This is a genomic window from Paenibacillus sp. Marseille-Q9583, assembly GCF_976954365.1.
In genome coordinates this window covers 101,260-117,665 of record NZ_CDRJTB010000004.1, presented here as the reverse complement: position 1 = coordinate 117,665, position 16,406 = coordinate 101,260, and the positions used below count along the sequence as shown (strand labels likewise).

Genomic DNA, 16,406 nt, shown 5'->3' with positions numbered 1-16,406 from the left:
AGTTTCTTTAATTCAGCCTTACGCTTGCTTCTTCTCCGTTAAATAGTACAGGAAAGCCAAGATCGGCAGCGCCAGACCGATCAAGCTGGTCAGACTCCAGCCTCCGTACGCATATGCCCAGCCGCCTAGTGAAGAGCCAACGGCTCCGCCTACAAAAAATATCGCCATAAATAATCCGTTTAAACGTCCTCTCGCCTCGTTGCCAAGGGAATAAATCGCCCTTTGTCCAAGCACCAGATTACCCGATACCCCCATATCCAGCATAATAGCTGCTGCAACCAGCAATCCAAGTGTTACTCTCGAATCGTCCTGAAACAAGTAAGCTAGCAGAAAAGCCACAGCTGCCAGCAGAAATGCAAGTCCGGTCAACGGCCGGGTCCAGCCCCGGTCAGCCAATCTCCCAGCGATTGGAGATGCGATAGCCCCAGCCACCCCGGCCAATGCAAACAAGGCAATGCCTTGCTGACTTAAATGATACGTATCGGCCAGGTGCAAAGAGACCGTCGTCCAGAACAGGCTGAAAGCTCCAAATAGGCAAGCCTGATAAACTGCCCGGCGGCGCAGCACCGGCGTATTCTTCAGTAAAGTACCTAGAGAACGTATCAATCCGCCATAATTCATTGTAGGCACAGGCTGGCGCTGTGGCAGCACACGGGACAATAAGAGTGTTAATAAGGCAATCACTATTGCTGATATGGCATAAATCGCATGCCAACCCCACAATCCAGAGACAAAGCTAGCCAGTGGCCGGGCGAACATAATACCCAGCAGCAGCCCACTCATTACATTACCGACCACCCGGCCGCGCTGCTCTTCAGCAGCCAGAAAAGACGCATACGGCACAAGAATTTGGGCAGCTACGGAACCGAGACCAATGAACAGAGACGCTCCCAGAAAGATCGCCGCATTCGGAGCCAGTGTGGCTGCTACCAGTGACACCACCACCACAGCCAGTGATGCCACTGTCAGGCGGCGATTTTCAATAATATCGCTAAGCGGTACTACGAACAAAAGTCCAAGGACGTATCCTACCTGGGTCAAAGTTACAATCAGACCCGCTGCCCCAGAAGAAAGCTGCGTAGCTTGGGCGATCTGTCCGATCAGGGTTTGGGCGTAATACAGATTAGCCACAATTAGTCCGCAGGAGGCCGCTAATAGAAATGTAATCCATCCAGGGATCGTCTTTCCTTCCGCATGTTCCATCGCTGAATTCACTGAACTTCCTAAACTTACAGGATTCATTCGTCTTCCTTGATTCATAAGATCTCCACCCTTCGATTATAAATACTGAACGCAACGTTCATTAATTGATTTAAATATATACTGAACGTTCAGTTTTGTAAATAGGCGATTGGCTACTTCGTTTAACATTTTGTATAATGAACGTATAGTTTCTCTTTAGATCGCAAGTTAAATAAAGGATAGATTAATCGGGAGGGATCTCTGATGGATAAAAAAAGAGGACGGCCGCGCAATAGTGAAGCCGAGGCTTCTATTCTGGCAGCATCGTATGATCTGCTACTGGAGACTGGATTTGGTGCGGTGACCGTAGAGAAAATCGCGGAACGGGCTAAGGTAAGTAAAGCGACCATTTATAAATGGTGGCCTAACAAAGCAGCTGTGGTCATGGACGGCTACCTCTCTGCAGCATCCGCAAGATTGCCAGTGCCAGACACCGGTTCGGTCATGGACGATATTATGATGCATGCCACAAACCTGGCTAATTTTCTTCGCAGCCGAGAAGGAAAGATCATTACCGAGTTGATCGGCGAAGGTCAATTTGATGCCGGCCTTGCTGAGGCCTATCGTGCGAGGTTTTTCGCTCCCCGCCGCCAAGAGGCGCGACAGTTGTTGGAGCGTGGGGTGACCCGAGGCCAATTAAAAGCGGATCTGGATATTGGGATCACGATTGATCTGCTGTATGGACCGATATTTTATCGACTTTTGATCACAGGGGATGAGCTAGACGAAGCTTTTGTGAAATATTTGATCACCTCTGCCTTTGAGGGCATCAAAGCATAACAAGCGTAACACCTTTAGCGCGTGAAACTTATACTTTCTTATATATAAAAAGCCATCCTTTGCAGGATGGCCTATCACTTATATTTACACCGTTCGATCTAAATTAACTTCAAACGTGTCTCCAGTTACATAATCCATATACCTCGTATTCCCATCGTAATCCAAATATGCTTGATAGCGGGTACGAATAGCCGGTTTTGTAATCCAATCAAGCACTTTCTCTTTTGCCACCCACATCACTTCAGAGGTTTCCTCAGAGGTACATAATTCCCCACCTACGGGCTTGCAGATAAAATCAAACATGACCTTGGTGGGAACATCGGTTACTCCGTCATACCATTTATGAATGCCTGTATTGGAATACACACCAACCAATTGAGATACCGTGACATCTATTCCACTTTCCTCTTTAATCTCTCGAATTAATGCATCCATTAGGTTCTCTCCGGCCTCTACTTGTCCACCAGGAAATACCCATCCACCATGATGAGTCTTTACTAAAAGGATATCTCCTTGTTCATTTTCTGCGAATCCACCTACCGCTACAATATGTGTTGGCCAAGCCATAGATTGCACCTCTTTTTAGAAGAGGTTAACAATTTAATCAGCATTTGTAAACGATATTTTACTATTCCATAACGCTTTAAAAGCTTCGCAATGCTCTATTAAATCCTCAAACTTTCCTTCACCCACGACCGATCCTTGGTCCACTACCAGTATCTTATCAACGTCTTTTATAAAATTTAGTCGGTGGGCAACAATAATGATGGTTTTGTCCTTAAATTCCTGCAAAATCGTCTCCATTAGACTTTGCTCCGTGATATTATCAAGTGCAGAAACAGGTTCATCTAGAATTAAAATGTTTCTTTTCTGAGCAATGATTCTGGCAAAAGCTAATCGCTGTCTCTCCCCGCCAGATAATTTAACCCCTTTTTCACCTACCAAAGTATCTAAACGATCCGGTAATTGGCTTACCTTTTCTTGCAGATGAACCTTTTCCAAAATCTCATACAACTCTTCATCGGACAAGGTATGCTCATCAAATATAATATTGTCCCTAAGCGTGGCATCGAAAATTGGCGTGTCCTGTGATAAGTAAGAGATATGATCATAGTAGCTATCCAGATGGATCTTATCGATATCCTTACCGTCCAATAAGAGTTCACCTTTGTCCTTTTTTAATAAGCCTACGATTAACTTAATCAGGGTTGATTTCCCGCCCCCACTTAATCCGACAATAGCAACCGACGTTCCTCGCGCAATCGAAAAGGATAGATTATTCAAGATCTTCACTTGTCCATAATCAAAAGATACATCTCTAAATTCAATATTACCGTGGATCTCAGTGATAACTTCTCCTCGTTCTAGATTCTTATCTTCTGGGGCATGAATAAACTCTTCAAATCTCTTGTAGGTTACTCTATTCAGTCTGTAATCTACAAACAGAACATTAAAGATGGCAATCGGCGAGTAAATCTTATCAATGAACATAAACAATGCGACTACAACACCAAGAGTGCTATCACCTGCGACAATGCTCTTCACACCATAAATCAAGACGACCACTTTAATTACCGTGACAAACAGCTCGAATATCGCGAAAAAAGCTTCATGGATCATTTGTAACTGAGCATTTTTCTGAATGATAGTGCGTGCGGTCTGGCTTAACTTATCGATCTCTTTCTCATATCGTTTATTAGTTCGGAAGACGACCAATTCCATAAAGCCACGGATAGAGAATCTAGACATCTTTTCTTGTTCCTGGAGAATGGTAGCCTTCATTGCATACAGAAATTTCAACAGCAGATTCGTTATTAGAAAGACGACCACGTAGCCAGCTGCTATGACTAACATGATTCTTAAATCATAGAAGCTAATAAAGATTAGGCTGAACAGAAGAGTGGGCAATAACTCATGTAATGTTTTGAGGAAAAAGGAATAAATCATGCTGTTTCCAGCCGCTGCCCCGTTCTCGATCACTTTGATCATCTGCCCTGTGCCGATATCCTGATAGGCTTGATAGTCGATTTTGGATATTTTAGATAGTGCAAGTATCTTTAACCTCTCCGTTATACTGTTCGATAAATACACGCTAGGATATTCGTCCACATAATTTAGGATCACCACCCCAGCCAGCAAAATCCCATACACCATGATCAAATTGGATATTTCACCAAAGCTGTTGATCATCGTGGCCTTGTCTAATATTTTTTGAAACACTACAATCCCTAAACTACTCAGCAGCTGAATAGTAAAGCCCAATACAATATAACCGCATATCCACCATTTCAGGTGAGCTAGACTCTTTTTCAACATATCGTTAATCCCCTATCTTTTAATTGAATGCAAAAAAGCCAGGAAACCCCACCATCCAACTATTAAAACCATCCACAATTAAACGGTTTTCAAAGTTAAATAGGTTAAGTGCCTGGCTCTTACAAATAGCTGCCTATGGCACCGTTCAAAGCTCTAGTTCATGTAATCAAAAGGGTAGACTCCCCCCTTGATAGCTGGTACGCGTTTGACCCAGCCCGATAACTAGTTACTTCGAACGATACGGAAAGACATCCATTTCACCCCAATTAAAAGAATTGTTCCTATTATAATTCTCTAATCCATATATTTCAAGAATTACGTTTGACGATACGTAGTCCTGCCACTTGGCCCACCTTATGTCCTTCATGCGAAGCGAACTTGATCGTAACCGCTGAGTTGCTGCCCGTGATCGTTTGCGGAAGCTCGTAACGAATGGTCTCCAGCTTGTTCATCTCTTCAGACTCAAGGACGCCTAGCCCAAGTCGTTCCCCATCTGCCGTAATATCGAAAGCCACCGAAGTATCGTTGGATTTCAAATACGTTACCACCAGATCCACTTGCTCCTCTGGCAAGACTTCCATCGTGAAGGAGAACCAGCCATTGATCCAGCTGTCGCGATACTTGCGGTTGTAAATTTTTCCTAAGCCTACATACTCTCCTTCGAAATTATGGTCGCGCTCGGGCTGCATTTCAGCAGGTTGTATCGAATCGACGGTTAGCTGCTCAAGCAGCAAATTCTTCTCTACGGCCTCGCGATATTCAGCCTCTACCAGCTTCCACTCCTCTGGCGTGAATAAATCCCAATACACCGAATAACGATGATCATGCATAGGGTAGAACGGACGAAGTTCATGGTCTCCTGCATATCCTAAACCTTTCATCCGGAACACATTTTTGCTCACGTTAGAATGAATGAGGTTATCGGCAAGTGTCTCGCGATCTCCGATTAATACGGAGGCAAGGGCGCGATCACTACCTAGCTCTGCATTTATAGGTCCAAAATCACCTGCAAGCACAAGCGGTCCATAGAGGAATGCAATTCGGTTTGGATTATCCGGCATGGACTCGATTCTTACCGACATCGGAATATCATATTCGACAACGTCTCCATCCTGCCATACTCTATCCAAAGCTAGGTAGCTGGATTTGCCCACACTCACTTGAATGTCTTCACCATTCACTTTAACCCTCATGCCTTGCTCGGCCCAGTAAGGGTATCTTAGCTTCAAAGTGAATTTAGTTGGTTTCTCCGTACTGATACGCAGGGTGCCTTGTCCCTCTTCAGGGAACTTGGTCTCTTGCTTCAAACTAATGCCTTGTTCTTTCCAAGTCACTGTTGAAGGTACGTACTGATTCACATACAGCTCATCTTCACTATGGAAGTAAATCGCCGAGCCATACATAGAATGGCTTTCCATTCCTGAGCCTACACAGCATGTAAAGCTCTCAAACTGGGAGTTGAACGACTTATGCCCACCCATTTCGAGGGATACAAAATAACACACACGTCCATCTACCGGCTCTTGAGAAGCTAGAATATGGTTATACATTGCACGTTCGTAGTAATCCGCATATGCGGCATAAGCATCCCACAGGAACATATGCTTGGTCAGCTTCAGCATGTTGTAGGTATTACACGTCTCACATGAACCCTCTCCCAATCGGTCGTTCAGCTTATCCGGTTCGCCGAAATGCTCATTATAGCTGTTGCCGCCGATCACGTATGAATGATGATTCACGACCCGATCCCAGAAGAAGCGAGAGATGCCTGCGTAATGCTCCTGTCCCGTTACCTCATAATGTCTTGCCGCTCCAATAATCTTCGGAATCTGAGTATTGGCGTGTCTTCCTGCTAATGCGTCTTTTTTTTCGGCAAGATCATTAAGGACTTCTCCATGGTAAAAGCTTTCGGCTAAGGTGAGGAAATGGTCATCGCCAGAATCCTCTGCCAAATCTGTGAGGACTTCATTCATGCCGCCGAATTCACAACGCAGCACCTCTTGGATCTGATCTTTATTCAGCCCTGCGAAAATATCTTCAAGCCACAGCCCAAGCTTCGTTTCAATAACGAGCGCCTTCTGATTTCCGGCCAATCGATAAGCATCACGAAGACCCGCAAACAGCTTATGCATCGTGTACAGCGGTACCCAGCCACCGTTGAGGTCAAAGCCCTGTGAGCGAATATCGCCTGCCTTCACTTCCTCAAACAGCTCTTTGCCACGAGGAATACCGGAAATGAAGCCATTACCATGCGCATCCTGACAATGCTCCAATTCGTCTACTACATAATTCACGCGGATGAGCAGCTCTTCATTCCCTGTAGAGGCATACATTAACGCACATCCAGAGATATAATGGCCTAGCGTATGGCCACTAATGCCTTGAGATTCCCAGCCTTCATAGTGAGCAGCCTTTGGCTCTAAGCCAGCATATTGGCGAAAACGCGACAGTAGCCGATCTGCCTCAAGCTTGAGTAAATAATCCGTATTTAACTCCATCGCATGGAGAAGTGGACCTGAATCAATGCGTACATTCTGCAAATCAAAAGCTTGCGTCTTCAATGAAATCGCTCCCTCGCAATCTTGTCAGGGTGATATGACAAGTGTATATTTGTATCCATAAGATAACATCGGAACGTTGGTTTGTCGGTAGATCAGCCATACAAATAGTGGACTAATCCGACTTATTGATTGCTAGGAGGACCGCATGACCTATTTAAAAATAAATGCAGATATACCTGTTCATTTTACTGCGGCAGGTGAATTCATCTCAGAAACTCCATGGAAACATGTAGAACGTGCAATGGGCAATTATGAGCTAATCATAGGCGTGAATGAAACAGTCTATTTAAGTGAGGAGAACAAAAGCTTCGAGGTAGGCCCTGATGAAGCTCTTTTGCTTATGCCTAATCGCACGCATGTCGGCTATAGAGAATCACGGCCCGGGGTTAAGTTTTATTGGTTTCATTTCGAACTGACATACGAGGGGCTATTATTGAGTGAAGAGGAATTGAAGTCTGAGGCAGAAGAAATCTTTTCGCGCACACAGCGCCTATGGTCCGTACATGATCTATATCTACCACAGTTCATAAAGATCGAGCACAGTGACCGGATTCATATTCTGGCGAATCAAATCCTCCATGTAGCCAACTCGGGGTATTTAACCTATTCCAGCGTTAATTATTTGTTGACCTCACTCTTAATTGAGCTATCTGAGCATGCGCTTCAGCCGTTCGCCAGTAAGCTAATCCGTGCGCAGCAAGATGTCACCTTTGTAAAAATAGCCGAGTGGACAAGAATACATGCAAGCGAACCTCTTACGGTGGCAATCATCGCGGAGAAATTCAATTACAACAAGGATTATTTAGCTCGGCTATTTAAACAACATACCTCGATGGGGCCTTTGGAGTATATTCATTCCGTACGTGTGACTAAAGCGAAGGAGCTGCTAACCAGAACCGCCCTCAGCGTGAGGGAAATCGCGACAGAGACGGGGTTCACCGACGATAAGTATTTCATGCGCCTCTTCCGAAAATACGAGAACATGACACCAACTCAATATCGTAACGCCTATCATAAGACATTTATGAATAATGATTGAAGTAAAGCCACCCCTAAATATGGAGTGGCTTCTTGTTTGGGTATTTGTCTATTGGATAGAGTGAACTTCACACCAATTACGTAGAAATTGCAGATTAGTATTGAAGTAATGATCGTTTTGCCACCCACAACTCCAGACCTGTGAGTTCCCTGTGTGCAGACCCATCAACCATATCTCCCGGATAGCAACAAATATAGGGATTGCCTTTAAATCGTTCTCAGATAATACTTTATGCTTTTGGTATGAATCCAGGAAAACAGTCCATTGTTCATTGTCAAAATGCTCTCGTTCTTTCCCTCTAACCCTTGACCACAAAAACACGGAAACATCATAGGCCCTCCATCCAAAACCTCCGCAATCAAAGTCGAAATGAGTCAGGGTATCCTCGTAGAAATGTACGTTTGCTCCATGAAGATCACCATGACATGCCCCCCAATCCAGCTCTGTTGAGATTTCAGTTATGCTATTTGCCAATACTTCCGACAAAGATTCTAGATAGACGATATCCTCTTGCCTGTGGGATAAAGGCTTGCGAATCGATTGAAGCGGTTCTTTAAGCAGATGATCCAAATTAAGCGTAAATCTTTGCTTCCCACATTCGAAATCATCCATAGCCAGATGCATCTTAGCCACTTGTTCACCGTATAATTCACAGCTAACCTTTTCATCGGAATAATTGCCTTTTGCAAAAGTAAACAGAACTGCGTAGCGTGTTCCTTCAGGAGCCTCCAGCTCAATCAGATAACCACCATCCTTGCTGATTACTGGGGTCGATACAGGTATATTCTTCTTTTTTAAGTGATTCAACAACTCCACTTCAAAATCAATCTCATGTTTATTTCGCCAATGAGCTTTATAGATTCTAAGAATGTATTTATCAATAGAGGTCTTTAGTAAATAGGTATCATTAAGTCCGTTCTCATAAAAACTACACTCCAAAACATCCCCGATTTCATAAAGATCATTAATTACGGGTACTAAGGCATTGGAAGAAATAACGGAATGATACACCGGTAGTTTCAGCATATAAATCACCCTTCAACGTTAATTGCTACTCACTATTTATTTTCACGTTTGGACCGTATAAAGGCGAGGGATTTATTAAATATAGCTAAACTTTCCGCATCGTTGAACCATAATGATTGTGTAAGCTGACTAGAGCCGAGTATTTATTGAAGCGCTCCGACCAACGAATTCCATCGCCAGCGCGGAGTCGATCCTTGCAGCTGCACCCCTCCATACCATTCTCCGATTCCTTTTTTCTGAACCCAGTCTTCACTTCCAGCCAATACACTTTTGCCTAGCTCGGTTAATGCAAGCTCGCAGTCTTTGAATGGCATTACTGGATCGTTATAACCAGGGAAATCATTGAACCCATGGGTTTGCAGTAACGGATATGGATCTTGTGCCATCTGTCTTAGAATATGCCAATATTGCAGATCACCCATGCCTAAGATATGAAGTTTATCTCCCACATTTTTGAATAGCTCATAGGGTGATTTTATTCCCTTATGGATCATCTCCAGCGTGATCTGTTCTACGATACCAATTCCATTATAGGTCGATGGGAAACGAGATAAATGCGCTATGAAGGCGTCATGTGCAAATGGCAATGCGGACGTATCCTTAGTTAGTAGCTGTTGTAATGATTCTGGATTCGGTGATACATAGGCTTCCCAGAGTTCTTGGCCTACCTTTAGCTCCTTGTCGCCGATTAACTTCCACGTTCCTGATAAAGTCTCCATTTGCTCTACAGATAGTTGTCCAAGTCCTCGAAACAGCTCAATGCCGGGATATTCTCCAATGCACAATAAACTCAGCTTCGTGGATCCCTTCTTCTGCTTCGAGAACCAATGGAGCAAATAGCACAGCATCGTCTGATCGAATAGATCATGCTCGAACCATAATACAACTTCATCATATTTATGAAAATCAGCTAAGATCTTTTCCTGTTCCTTACTGTTCTGTATAAATTCCTTCTGCGGAATCCCCATCGTTTGTTCTAAATAATGCGCTCTTACTAAGCGGTTATTCTGTTCCGCAGGCTCTAAAAAGACCGGACCATGAGAGTAGACCTCTCTCCATACTAATACATCCCCTTGCACAATTCCCTGACGCAGCTTATCTCCCACTACATCTCCGTTTACAATATGAAGCACACCTTTTCCTCCTTCGTACAAATGATTGAACACGGAGAGGACATCCGCTACAGGTAGCGCACCCTTAAGCTTGCGGCGAGCATCAAAGAGTCGTTTCTTCAATACCGGGACTGAAGTCCCCAGAAAGTCAGCAATCTCTTGAAGGGAATATCCCTGAAAATAATATAATTGAACGGCGATCCGCATATTGGATGTCAATGCAGCTATAGACTCGTGAAGCAGTCGCCGCGCTTCTTTTTTCTCAATAATGTCTGTCACATTAAATGAAGATTCTCTCGATTCCACTGCTTCATCGTAAGGTACTGCAGAATGCTGTTTTCTTCGCAAGATACGATAACATTGCCTTGCCACAATCGCTTTAAACCAGCCTGGAAATGCCTCTACTTCTCTTAATTTATTCAAATGCAGGAAGGCTTCTGTGAAGGCTTCTTGCACAGCATCCTCCGCTAATTGGTAATCGTGGAGCTTTTCGAACGCAACTGCATTTGCCATCGGTGTAAAGTGCCTAACGATCTGTTCAAAGGCGTGACGATCTCCTCGCCCTGCCTCTTCAATATACTGAAGCATACCTTCGCTCGCTCCCTTCTTCCGTATTATATACAAGTGCCAATGAAGTTCCCAAAGGTTACGGATGAGATTAAAAAAGTCAGACGTTATTTATTTTTTTCCTATTACATCCTTTGCAACCTCTAGAGCTGAAGAGGCTCGCGGCCAGCCTACATAATAAGCAAGGTGGGTAATGGCCTCCACGATTTCTTCAAGTTGTAATCCGTTCTCTAAAGCCAAGCGCAAATGATAGGGGAGTTGTTCCGTCATGCCCCCCATCACCAAAGCAGAAATCGTAATCATGCTGCGATCCCGAAGTGATAATTGCTCCCGTCTCCATAAGTCCCCAAATAACACATTTTCCGAGTAGTCGACGAATGCCGGAGCGAACTCCCCTAACGATTCCCGTACATTTGTGGCGATTTTCCGATGCGCCATATTACACCTCCCTAACCGGAGGTTGTAGCATTTGAGCAACACCGTTACCAAACGACCAATCTTCGAATTCCGTGTCGACGAGCACAATGAATATATCTTCTTTTCTGATGTTTAGCGTCATCGATAATTCCTCGGCTAGCATCGCGTAAAAGCTTGTTTTCTGCTCCGTCGATCTTCCGGATTTTAGCGTAACTTGGATATATATCAGTCCGTCGCTTCGTTCAATATTTAAATAATCTTTACTATAAAAAAACTCCCCCGCTTTATGCGCATGAAAAACCTGAAACATATCATCCTCCGGTACATGGAAATGCTGAATTAATGCACTCATAATCGCTCTGCATATTCCCTCTAGCTGATGAATGTCGTATTGTTGCTCCAAATAACTGACTCTAATGAATGGCAAATTAATTCACTCCTTCTTTGGAATTCTTTTATTGTACTCTCACCCTTATAATTTATATAATTGAATAAGATAATAATCTTAATCAATTATACCGATAGAGGTGACAGTCGATGGATCTAAAAGAACTGATGGCTTTTAAGACCATCCTTCAAGAAGGAACTTTCTCACGCGCTGCAGAGAAGTTGAATTATGCGCAGTCTACCATTACAAACCAAATTCAACGTCTTGAAAAAGAACTTGGCATACAACTCTTTCACAGAGGCTGGGAAGTAGAACTGACAAGTGCAGGGCAAGTCTTTGCAGCGGAAATCGTCAACCTTATTCAACATTGGAACTATGTAACAGAACTCACCAAGGCTTTACAGCATGACGAAATTGGCACACTTCATATCGGAGGCATTGAATCCATGATGGAATCTGTCTTACCGAACACCTTTCTAAAGTTTCATGAGCAAAAACCAAAAATGGAATGTAACTTTATTCAGGGTAACACTGATTCCCTCTCTCAACTCGTCCTTCAAAGTGAAATCGATTTCGCCATCTGCGGTGAGCCGTCCGACCTGTCTCTCTTTTATTTCGAACCGCTCTATCACGAGAAAATCGCTTTTATAGTAGATCACAATCATCCTTTAGGCGAACGACACGATATTCCATTTCGAGAAATTCTTGAATATCCAATTATAGCTGGAGGACGCACTTGCTTATACTACCTTCGGTTAGCTAAGCAATTTTCGAGATTCGAATCAAAGCCCACTCTATCCACCATAAGCCAAATTTCTGCTATTCCTCATTTTATAAGAAAGAACCCTGGGGTGGGGGTAGTGCTTGATTCGACATCTTTAATGACAGATATTGTAAAAATCGATGTTGAACTAAGCGAGCCGTTCATTCAAGTGGGTATATTGCAGCGGCGCAACCGAGAATATCTAGCAACATCATCAAAAAAACTATTCATGCAAATCATAAAAGAGGAAATTGAGAAGATTAGTAACGCTAATCCTCCTTTCCACATTTGAACCTCAAGCTAGTTCCATATATGATAGCTTTATCATCAGTTATCAGGGGAGGATTCATAGTAGTGGCAGTATTAATTAACGAACAAATCAGAGCATCCGAAGTAGTCCTTACAGGACTTAGAGGCGAAAAGCTGGGCATCGTCTCCCGGGAAGAAGCGCTGGCCATGGCCAGATCAGCAGGTGCTGATCTGGTATGCACCTCGCTAATGAGCAGCCCACCGCCCTGCAGCCTAACTGCAAAGGGCAAAGCAAAGGCGGCCGCGCAGAAGGAAGCAGCCTCTGCACGCAAGGCCAGTGGTGGCTCAGCTGCAAAGGGCGGCAGCAAGGAGAAGGTCAAAGAGCTCCGCTTCACTGCTCATATTGAAGAGCATGACTACGATACGAAGCTCCGTCAGGCCGAGAAGCATCTCCGTTCTGGCAAGCCAGTGCAATTAGTCGTGAAGGCATCCGGTGCCAAAGAAGCTGCCGCTTCTAAGGCCGTATTGGAGCGACTAGTGACTGACTTGAAGGAAGTTGGAACGAAGGACACTGGCATCCAAACAGGTGGTAAAGGGTCACAGGTGAGATTAAATCCACGTTGAAGAGTGCTCTATTCGTTCCGATCATATAGAGCTAGTAAAAAGGCCATCCTCTGTGGGATGGCCTTTCACTTCATAGGCAATGTTCTTACTCACTCTTAAGCATTCACTTTAAACATGATTGCCCATTAATCCCCTCGGGCGATAGTTCATGCCGCCAGCATAAAGGTGGGAAACATCTCCTAGTCCAATACATCTAGGAACCGCAAAGTTCTCGCTGCGCTCTTCAAACAAGATCGTCGTTACCGAGCTTGGCGCTAACCAAAATACGGACCAAGCCAAAGCTAAAGGAATCTGTAATAAATGAGCTAGCCATGCGAGGCCAAAGCCACCATGGCATACTACTCCAATCTTCTTGGTAGAAGGCTCAAGGATCCGATACAGGCCATCTTCTCTTTTGTAATGGTGTCGAAGTAAGAATTGATCTGAAGCCGCTTGTAATTCGCTGAATCGCAATCTGTATTCCTCTTGCTTCAACCAATGATCTGTTTCATCAGACCATACTCTCTTTCCACTCGATAGTTCGCTAATATGTTCTCCGGGGCTATCCCAAATAGACGACAATTGTCCATCTAACATAATCTCTGTCCAATCCAGTTCACAAGTCCAAGGTTCTGTCTGAATTACAAGTCCCGTCTCTTTGGCCACATAACTGGCTGTGGTCTGTGCTCTACCCAGTGGTGAAGCATATAGTTCATCCAGACCGATAGATGCCATGCGTTTTCCTAGTGCTGCTGCTTCCTGATGCCCGAATTCTGTTAGACCATCTATGGAATAGTCCGGATCACCATGACGAATCAGAAATATTTGCATAATAATGCCCTGCTCCCCTCAAATCCAGCCTTTTTCCTCTGCCAGTCGTACCGCCTCTATTCGACTTTTCACTTCCAGCTTATTGAGTATTTCAGAAATATAATTGCGAACAGTTCCGTAAGAAAGGTGTAGCGAAAAAGCAATCTCCGCCGCCGTTTGTCCTTCACCAGCCAGCTTTAATATCTCTCGTTCCCGTGCTGTTAGTGGGTTTTCTTCCCGCAGGCTACCAAAAACTAACTCGGGGGATACCTCCCGATGTCCAGCCATGACACGGCGAATAGATTCAGCCAGCTTATCTACAGGCTCGTCCTTCAACAAATATCCTTGTATACCAGCCTTCACTCCACGCTCGAAATAGCCCGGACGGGCAAAGGTAGTCAAGATGATAATTCGAGTCGGACAACCATTACTCCGCAATATTTCTGCAACCTCCAGCCCGCTCTTGAACGGCATTTCAATGTCCATGAGACATACATCCGGCTGAAGCCTGTCGATTAAAGCTAACGCCTCAGCTCCATCACAAGCCTCTCCGACGACTTCGATATCATCCTCAAGATCCAGCAGGGATGCCATCGCTCCCCGAAGCAGACGTTGATCCTCCGCTATAACGATGGTTATCATGCACTCTCACCTCCTGTTGCTTCCTTAACGATTAGAGGGATCATAACGATCAGCGTAGTTCCCTGACCTTCTTCTGAGCTTAGCGACAGAGAGCCATCAATCAGGGATAGACGTTCCGCCATCCCCTTCATACCATTTCCATCACTAAGCTCACCATTACATCTCTCACCGTTCTGGAGGCCAATTCCGTTATCTTTAACGGTAACTCGAACTTCTCCGGCGGTCTTTGCCACCCCGATGAAGCATTTATCCGCTCTACTATGCTTCACAATGTTAGTCACCGCTTCTTTGATACAGAGGCTGAGAATATTTTGCGTCAGATCGGATACTCCCTCTAGCGAGATGTCCCCTTCCACTTCCAAGGCAATCTCCGCCGTGCGCAGCATTTCCCCGGTTTCTGCCAGTTCTTCTGCTACTGAGATCGCACGCATTTCCGACACTAGCTCGCGCACCTGACGGAGCGCAGCCCGCGAAGTACGCTGAATTTCCCGCGCCTCCTCTTGGGCTCGCTCCGTATTTTTGGTCACCAGCTTCTCTACGAGTTGGCTTTTTAATGTAATCAAGGACAGCGTATGCCCGAGGGTATCATGCAAATCACGAGCGATTCTCATGCGTTCCTCACGCTTCACCAACTCTTTAATCACCTCATTAGCTTGATCTAGCTCTTTCTCCAGCTTCTGATGTTGATGCATGGATCTTACGCCGAATGGCATAATCAGCATAATAACGATAAACGGGATTAAGAACATAATACTAACCCATTCCAACTCACGGCCTACTAAGACCAGCACCGAAAGTACCATGACCACAAAAGAAGTAAATGCAATTTTAAACCCTTTATTCTCCGTATAATAAGCTATAAAATTCACGGTGAAAAAGCCCATATACAGATTAAAGGGCGTATAGAACAAGCTAAGCACCACGATAATCACCATTTGAGTCGTTAACCAAACATTAAACACGCCACCCCGAACCCAATACAGCTGGCGATAGCTGATGGCAAACACCGCTATCATAATCCCACCTAGAATGAGCTTCACTCCAGTCTCCCCGCGCAAATTCAGAATGGGCAAAATTAGATAAACAGCCCATACATAAGGGAAAAACCCCTGACTTCTCGGAAATAACTGGAACTGTCCACGCTCGGTCATTACTTTACACCGCTTCCTGTTTTTTTCGAATATAAACCGATAGTAACATAAAAACTACCAAATATCCGAGCAAAATCAAGACATTACTCCAATGCGGGGCTGAGCCACGTACAATCTCCCACGCCCCATTTCCATAGTTATAAGAAGGTAACCAATGACCAATCTTCTGCATTAAACGTGGTAAAATCTCAATTGGCATCCACATGCCCCCCGCTACAGCAAGCGCCATATAAATCACGTTACTGACTCCACTAGCCGTATCCACCCGTTTCATAGCACCCACAAGCGTACCAATCGCCAAAAATGGAAGGGAACCGATCAGAATCCATAGCCCACTAAGCACCCATTGACCCGCAGATAAGGAGACACCGTTGATTAAATATCCTGCCGCAAAAATACAAATGACCGAAAACAGATGCATCATCGTTTGCCCGAACATTTTTCCGAAGAAATAGACGGAACCCGGTAGCGGGGTAATCCGAATAAAGGTAGTCCAGCCTTGTGTTCGTTCTTGCACTAAACGGATGCCAAGGGTCATGATCGCAGAGCCCATTACACTAAAAGTTGCCATCGACATTAAGTAGTGAGCGCGCCATGTCGGGTCATCGTTACCTGTATTGACCACGCGGGTGAAGATGAAGTAGAACATGATAGGCATAAGTAACGACCAGAACACGTAATAAGGATTACGGATGATCCTCAGCATCTCGGCTTTACACTGTACAGTTATTAGTCTCATC

The 16,406-nt window shown here is 44.6% G+C and carries 16 protein-coding genes; 4 read left to right on the top strand and 12 right to left on the bottom strand.

Annotation, left to right across the window (positions count from 1 at the left end; genetic code table 11):
- Positions 1-18 precede the first annotated feature (18 nt).
- On the bottom strand, positions 19-1,203 hold the full coding sequence (locus tag ACWNM1_RS03745; protein WP_449599972.1) for an MFS transporter: 1,185 nt from the start codon (positions 1,201-1,203) through the stop codon (positions 19-21).
- A gap of 243 nt (positions 1,204-1,446) precedes the next feature.
- Between ACWNM1_RS03745 and ACWNM1_RS03740 the strand changes: the two genes are divergently transcribed.
- Positions 1,447-2,022, top strand: a complete 576-nt coding sequence (locus ACWNM1_RS03740) for a TetR/AcrR family transcriptional regulator (protein WP_042184333.1) — start codon at positions 1,447-1,449, stop codon at positions 2,020-2,022.
- 84 nt (positions 2,023-2,106) lie between these two features.
- On the opposite strand, the gene ACWNM1_RS03735 is transcribed toward ACWNM1_RS03740, so the two are convergent.
- From ACWNM1_RS03735 to ACWNM1_RS03725, 3 genes are all read right to left on the bottom strand, one after another.
- Positions 2,107-2,589, bottom strand: a complete 483-nt coding sequence (locus tag ACWNM1_RS03735) for an NUDIX hydrolase (RefSeq protein WP_449599937.1) — start codon at positions 2,587-2,589, stop codon at positions 2,107-2,109.
- Positions 2,590-2,622: 33 nt separating this feature from the next.
- On the bottom strand, positions 2,623-4,338 hold the full coding sequence (locus ACWNM1_RS03730) for an ABC transporter ATP-binding protein (protein ID WP_449599936.1): 1,716 nt from the start codon (positions 4,336-4,338) through the stop codon (positions 2,623-2,625).
- Between the two features lie 308 nt (positions 4,339-4,646).
- Positions 4,647-6,899, bottom strand: a complete 2,253-nt coding sequence (locus ACWNM1_RS03725) for a beta-L-arabinofuranosidase domain-containing protein (protein ID WP_449599935.1) — start codon at positions 6,897-6,899, stop codon at positions 4,647-4,649.
- 145 nt (positions 6,900-7,044) lie between these two features.
- On the opposite strand from ACWNM1_RS03725, the gene ACWNM1_RS03720 reads away from it, so the two are divergent.
- Positions 7,045-7,938: a helix-turn-helix transcriptional regulator gene (locus ACWNM1_RS03720; RefSeq protein ID WP_449599934.1), complete on the top strand. Its 894-nt coding sequence runs from the start codon at positions 7,045-7,047 to the stop codon at positions 7,936-7,938.
- Between the two features lie 48 nt (positions 7,939-7,986).
- On the opposite strand, the gene ACWNM1_RS03715 is transcribed toward ACWNM1_RS03720, so the two are convergent.
- The 4 genes from ACWNM1_RS03715 to ACWNM1_RS03700 form a co-directional block, all read right to left on the bottom strand.
- Positions 7,987-8,964, bottom strand: coding sequence for a phosphotransferase (locus ACWNM1_RS03715; protein WP_449599933.1), 978 nt, complete (start codon positions 8,962-8,964; stop codon positions 7,987-7,989).
- Positions 8,965-9,107: 143 nt separating this feature from the next.
- Positions 9,108-10,664 carry a sigma-70 family RNA polymerase sigma factor gene (locus ACWNM1_RS03710; RefSeq protein WP_449599932.1) on the bottom strand — a complete coding sequence of 519 codons (1,557 nt, stop codon included), beginning with the start codon at positions 10,662-10,664 and terminating at the stop codon, positions 9,108-9,110.
- A 90-nt stretch (positions 10,665-10,754) separates the two neighbouring features.
- Positions 10,755-11,081 (bottom strand): carboxymuconolactone decarboxylase family protein, encoded by a 327-nt coding sequence (locus ACWNM1_RS03705; protein ID WP_449599931.1) that lies wholly within the window; start codon positions 11,079-11,081, stop codon positions 10,755-10,757.
- A gap of 1 nt (position 11,082) precedes the next feature.
- On the bottom strand, positions 11,083-11,487 hold the full coding sequence (locus ACWNM1_RS03700; protein ID WP_076300080.1) for a tautomerase family protein: 405 nt from the start codon (positions 11,485-11,487) through the stop codon (positions 11,083-11,085).
- Positions 11,488-11,597: 110 nt separating this feature from the next.
- Between ACWNM1_RS03700 and ACWNM1_RS03695 the strand changes: the two genes are divergently transcribed.
- Together ACWNM1_RS03695 and infC are read left to right on the top strand one after the other, a co-directional pair.
- On the top strand, positions 11,598-12,503 hold the full coding sequence (locus ACWNM1_RS03695; protein WP_449599930.1) for a LysR family transcriptional regulator: 906 nt from the start codon (positions 11,598-11,600) through the stop codon (positions 12,501-12,503).
- A gap of 62 nt (positions 12,504-12,565) precedes the next feature.
- On the top strand, positions 12,566-13,084 hold the full coding sequence (gene infC / locus ACWNM1_RS03690) for a translation initiation factor IF-3 (RefSeq protein ID WP_449599929.1): 519 nt from the start codon (positions 12,566-12,568) through the stop codon (positions 13,082-13,084).
- 108 nt (positions 13,085-13,192) lie between these two features.
- Here infC and ACWNM1_RS03685 read toward each other — a convergent pair whose 3' ends face one another.
- Genes ACWNM1_RS03685 through ACWNM1_RS03670 form a run of 4 tightly spaced genes read right to left on the bottom strand, consistent with a single transcriptional unit; the run spans position 13,193 to position 16,405 of the window.
- Positions 13,193-13,894, bottom strand: a complete 702-nt coding sequence (locus ACWNM1_RS03685; protein WP_042184312.1) for a histidine phosphatase family protein — start codon at positions 13,892-13,894, stop codon at positions 13,193-13,195.
- A gap of 18 nt (positions 13,895-13,912) precedes the next feature.
- A complete protein-coding gene (locus tag ACWNM1_RS03680; protein WP_449599928.1) occupies positions 13,913-14,515 on the bottom strand; it encodes a response regulator in 603 nt (200 codons plus the stop codon).
- Complete coding sequence (locus tag ACWNM1_RS03675) at positions 14,512-15,666, bottom strand: sensor histidine kinase (protein ID WP_341127019.1); 1,155 nt, start codon at positions 15,664-15,666, stop codon at positions 14,512-14,514. Before ACWNM1_RS03675 ends, ACWNM1_RS03680 begins: the two co-directional genes overlap by 4 nt.
- A 4-nt stretch (positions 15,667-15,670) precedes the next feature.
- Entirely contained in the window at positions 15,671-16,405 is a 735-nt protein-coding gene (locus ACWNM1_RS03670) for an ABC transporter permease (RefSeq protein ID WP_042184306.1), read from the bottom strand.
- Position 16,406 lies beyond the last annotated feature (1 nt).

Excerpts from the sequence above, each read along its gene's own strand:
- ACWNM1_RS03745 (WP_449599972.1), bottom strand. The coding sequence starts at position 1,203 with ATGGAACATGCGGAAGGAAAGACGATCCCTGGATGGATTACATTTCTA.
- ACWNM1_RS03740 (WP_042184333.1), top strand. The coding sequence starts at position 1,447 with ATGGATAAAAAAAGAGGACGGCCGCGCAATAGTGAAGCCGAGGCTTCT.
- ACWNM1_RS03735 (WP_449599937.1), bottom strand. The coding sequence starts at position 2,589 with ATGGCTTGGCCAACACATATTGTAGCGGTAGGTGGATTCGCAGAAAAT.
- ACWNM1_RS03730 (WP_449599936.1), bottom strand. The coding sequence starts at position 4,338 with ATGTTGAAAAAGAGTCTAGCTCACCTGAAATGGTGGATATGCGGTTAT.
- ACWNM1_RS03720 (WP_449599934.1), top strand. The coding sequence starts at position 7,045 with ATGACCTATTTAAAAATAAATGCAGATATACCTGTTCATTTTACTGCG.
- ACWNM1_RS03715 (WP_449599933.1), bottom strand. The coding sequence starts at position 8,964 with ATGCTGAAACTACCGGTGTATCATTCCGTTATTTCTTCCAATGCCTTA.
- ACWNM1_RS03710 (WP_449599932.1), bottom strand. The coding sequence starts at position 10,664 with ATGCTTCAGTATATTGAAGAGGCAGGGCGAGGAGATCGTCACGCCTTT.
- ACWNM1_RS03705 (WP_449599931.1), bottom strand. The coding sequence starts at position 11,081 with ATGGCGCATCGGAAAATCGCCACAAATGTACGGGAATCGTTAGGGGAG.
- ACWNM1_RS03695 (WP_449599930.1), top strand. The coding sequence starts at position 11,598 with ATGGATCTAAAAGAACTGATGGCTTTTAAGACCATCCTTCAAGAAGGA.
- ACWNM1_RS03685 (WP_042184312.1), bottom strand. The coding sequence starts at position 13,894 with ATGCAAATATTTCTGATTCGTCATGGTGATCCGGACTATTCCATAGAT.
- ACWNM1_RS03680 (WP_449599928.1), bottom strand. The coding sequence starts at position 14,515 with ATGATAACCATCGTTATAGCGGAGGATCAACGTCTGCTTCGGGGAGCG.
- ACWNM1_RS03675 (WP_341127019.1), bottom strand. The coding sequence starts at position 15,666 with ATGACCGAGCGTGGACAGTTCCAGTTATTTCCGAGAAGTCAGGGGTTT.
- ACWNM1_RS03670 (WP_042184306.1), bottom strand. The coding sequence starts at position 16,405 with ATGAGACTAATAACTGTACAGTGTAAAGCCGAGATGCTGAGGATCATC.